The organism is Burkholderia sp. HAN2018 (assembly GCF_024704855.1).
Taxonomy (GTDB): Bacteria; Pseudomonadota; Gammaproteobacteria; order Burkholderiales; family Burkholderiaceae; genus Burkholderia; species Burkholderia cepacia.
In genome coordinates this window covers 1-3,942 of record NZ_QOBB01000383.1, presented here as the reverse complement: position 1 = coordinate 3,942, position 3,942 = coordinate 1, and the positions used below count along the sequence as shown (strand labels likewise).

Below are 3,942 nucleotides of genomic sequence, written 5' to 3'. Positions count from 1 at the left end.
CGAGCGGATGGTCGCTCTGACGCTGCACCGCGGCCGCGAGCGCGAGCGCTTCGTCATGCGGTACGCCGACGGCTTCGAACGCCGTCACGGACGGCTTGCCTTCGGTCAGCGTGCCGGTCTTGTCGAACGCGATCACGGTGGTGCGCTGCGCGAGTTCGAGCGCCTGCGCATCCTTGATCAGCACGCCGCGCCGCGCCGCGACGCCTGTGCCGGCCATGATCGCGGCGGGCGTCGCGAGGCCGAGCGCGCACGGGCACGCGATGACGAGCACCGCGACCGCGTTGAGGATCGCGGTTTCCGTCCCGGCGCCGGCGATCAGCCAGCCGGCCAGCGTCAGCACGGCGATGCCGAGGATGGCGGGCACGAACACCTCGCTCACGCGATCGACGAGCCGCTGGATCGGCGCTTTCTCGGCCTGCGCGGATTCGACGAGGCGGATGATGCGCGCGAGCGTCGTCTCCGCGCCGATCGCGGTGGTTTCGACGACGAGCGCGCCTTCGCCGTTGATCGAGCCGGCCGTGACGGGGTCGCCGTCGTCCTTCGGCACTGGCAGGCTCTCGCCGGTGATCAGCGATTCGTCGATGTGCGAGCGACCCGACACGATCCGGCCGTCGACGGGCACGCGCTCGCCGGGCCGGATGCTGACGCGGGTGCCGACACGCACCTGCGTCAGCGGCACGTCGTATTCGACACCGTGCTCGACGACGCGGGCACGGTCGGGGCGCAACGCGTTCAGCGCGCGGATCGCGTCGGTGGTCTGGCGCTTCGCGCGCGATTCGAGCCATTTGCCGAAGCGCACCAGCGTGACGATGACGGCCGACGCCTCGAAATACAGATGGCCGGAATGGCCGGTGCCGCGCAGCAGCATCCACAGGCTCAGCCCGTATGCGGCCGACGTGCCGAGCGCGACGAGCAGGTCCATGTTGCCGGTGCGCGCCTTCACCGCGTGCCAGGCCGCGCGATAGAAGCGCGCGCCGAAGCCGAACTGGACGATCGAGGCGAGCACGAGCTGGACCCAGCCGTTCGGCATCAGGTGGATGCCGAACGGCGCGACGAGCATCGGCGCGATCAGGGGCGCGCTCAGCACCGCAGACCAGATCACGAGATCGCGTTCGCGGATCGCTTCGAGGCGCTTGCGTGTTTCGGGGTCCTGCGCGGCGCTGGCCGGCTGCGCGTCGGCGCCGGCTGACGACGCGTCGGCGAGCGACGCGCGATAGCCGGCGGTGGTGACGGCCGCGATCAGCGTGGCGGCGTCGAGGGCGCCGGCGCCGTGCACCGACGCGCGCTCGGTCGCGAGGTTGACCGCAACGCGCGCGACGCCCGGCACGGCGGCCAGCGCCTTTTCGACGCGGCCGACGCAGGACGCGCAGGTCATGCCGTCGATGTCGAGTTCGAGGTCGGCGGGGGCGGTGGAAGCAGCCGGCGGGATGGCCGCGCCGGCAACCGGCGTCGCGCCGTATCCGGCTTGTTTGACGGCTTCGGCGAGCCGGGTGGCGGTAACGTCGGGCGCGGCGTCCACGGTCGCCCGTTCGGTCGCGAGGTTGACCGACGCGCGCGTGACGCCCGGCACCTTCGCCAGTGCTTTCTCGACGCGCGACACGCAGGACGCGCAGGTCATCCCGTCGATGTCGAGTTCGATGCTGGCGGGCGCGGCAGGCGAGGAGGGGGCGAGCGCGGCGAAGCCTGCATCCGTTACGGTCGGTGTCGCGCCGTAGCCGGCCTGTTTCACGGTTTCCACCAGTTGTGCGGCGGAAACGTCGGCCGTGACATCGACGGTCGCCCGTTCGGTCGCGAGGTTGACCGACGCGCGCGTGACGCCCGGCACCTTCGCCAGCGCTTTCTCGACGCGCGACACGCAGGACGCGCAGGTCATCCCGTCGATATCGAGTTCGACGGTGCTGGTGGCCGGGAGCGGGCGGCCGGCAGTCGAAGCGGCTGCGGCCATCGGCGTGGGTGATGCTTCGACAGGATGCGCCTGCGTGGCGGCGGCGACTTCGAGCACTGGTGCGCGTACGGAGGCGCCGTAGCCGGCTGCGCCGACCGCCTCGATCAGTCGCGCGGCGTCGACGGTTTCCTGCGCAGTCACCGTCGCCGCGTGCGCGTCGAGGTCGACCGCCGCCTCGACGACGCCCGGCACCGCGGCCAGCGCCCGTTGCACGCGGCCCGTGCAGCCGCCGCAATGCATGCCGTCGACGCTCAGCTCGATCGTGTGCAGCGCTGTGGAGGCAAGTGATTCTGTCATGTCGGATTCCCTGAATGCACGGCTCGTGCCGCGAATGGACCCAGTATCAACATTCCCATGATGGTAAGGTCAAGCGGTGGCAGCGCATGCCGATGCACACAGGGTGTCACAACGCGGAAAAGCAATCTCCCGGATTCCTGACCGACATCCGGGAGGGGCGGGCCTTTGCGCTCGACTGCGCGATCAGGCGCAGAGCTTGGCGCTCGCGAGACGATTCAGGCTGACGCCCTGCTCGGCGGCCTGGATCACCAGCGCGCGGTGTGCCTGCGGCGGGATGCGAACCTTGAATTCACCGCTGTAGGTGCGGTCGGCGATCGGCTCGGGCACCTTTTCTCCGTTTGCGGTCATGTCGCGAATGACATCGGCGACGAGCCGGCGAATACCGGCCAGCGCACCTTCCGGCGTTGCGTCGAGCCACGAAAGAGACGGGAATTCCGCGCACAGGCCAACGTGCTCCCCGTCCTCCGGGGACCACGTTACGCGGTACGTAAAGTGGTCTTGAGTCATGATTTCTGTTCCTTCAGTCGATCGATCGCGTCGAGAACCTGTCGCACCTGATCGTTGAATCGCACGTTCACGGGCTCGCGCCTCATGAGTTCGAGGATCTTCCATACGCTAGCCGCATCGAATGGTGTCATTAGTGACACCATTCGTCAATCGACCAGCCGGCCCCCGCACTCGAGATTGTTTCGCCTTGAGCGTGTGTCGCTCCGATATCCCCTGTTTTGTTGCAAATCGCCAGAACTATTTCGCATCTGTCGACAATACGGCTAGCGTTCGGCCAGCTATTCGGCATATTAGGGGATGCCCGTAGGCGCTATGATACCGGCCTGACATCAGCGCCCACCGTTACGCAACGTCACGAAACGGTTATCCGGGCACGCTGGGGTGCCTTGCTTTCGCCATTCGCGCGTCGCACAAGGCGTTGACTGAAAAGAACGATATTCGGCCAGTACTCGATGATTGAAAACCAGCAGGAATCAGTTTCTCTGCGGCGCGTGTGCGCGTCGCTGGCCATGGCGGCGTTGCTTGCGGGGTGCGCGTCGCAACCGGATGCCATTCAGCGGAAAACCGGCTGGATGCGCGCGGAAGTCGCCGACTCCTATGTATACGCGTATCCGCTCGTGCTGATGGACGTCGCGAAGGAAGCGGCGACGGGCGGCGACGGCGCGCAGCCGGGGCAGGCGCCGCTCAACACGCTGCGCCACGCGCAGGCGCTGCCGCCCGTCGGCGCGGTCAATCCGCCGCTGCCGGGCGTCGACACGCTCGACTCGACCGGCTGGCTCGACGTCGCCGCCGAACCCGTGATCGTCACGTTGCCCGACACGCGCGGCCGCTACTGGGACGCGCGTGCGCTCGACATGTGGACGAACGTGCTGTGGTCGTCGTCGAGCGTGGCTGCACGCGGCACACGCGGCGGCGCGCGATCGCAAACGATTGCCTTCGCCGCGAAGGATTGGCAGGGCACGCTGCCGAAGGGGGCGGTCCGGATCGACGTCCCGTCGGCCAACGCGTGGCTCGAAGTCCGTCTGCAGACGAGCGGCGGGCGCGACCTGACGAACGTGAAGAAACTGCAGCGCGCGATCCGCGTGGTGCCGCTGTCCGTCTACACGGGCGCGGCGCGCGGCGCGTCGGTGGCGGTCCATGCGGGCAGCGCGCCGTCCGAGGCGGTGGGCGGCGGCACGCCGGCCGAGCAGGTG

3 protein-coding genes are annotated in these 3,942 nt (G+C 68.7%); 1 reads left to right on the top strand and 2 read right to left on the bottom strand.

The genetic code is table 11. The annotated features are described in order from the left end of the window. On the bottom strand, positions 1–2,242 hold a 2,242-nt coding region (locus DPV74_RS39750; RefSeq protein WP_162923288.1), incomplete at its 3' end, for a heavy metal translocating P-type ATPase. A gap of 183 nt (positions 2,243–2,425) precedes the next feature. After that, complete coding sequence (locus tag DPV74_RS39745) at positions 2,426–2,749, bottom strand: type II toxin-antitoxin system HicB family antitoxin (RefSeq protein WP_059699854.1); 324 nt, start codon at positions 2,747–2,749, stop codon at positions 2,426–2,428. Positions 2,750–3,201: 452 nt separating this feature from the next. Between DPV74_RS39745 and DPV74_RS39740 the strand changes: the two genes are divergently transcribed. Then, a partial coding sequence (locus DPV74_RS39740; RefSeq protein WP_162923287.1) for a DUF1254 domain-containing protein occupies positions 3,202–3,942 on the top strand: 741 nt, incomplete at its 3' end.

What these genes read in the sequence shown, in the direction of transcription:
- DPV74_RS39745 (WP_059699854.1), bottom strand. Translation starts at nt 2,749, where the DNA reads ATGACTCAAGACCACTTTACGTACCGCGTAACGTGGTCCCCGGAGGAC.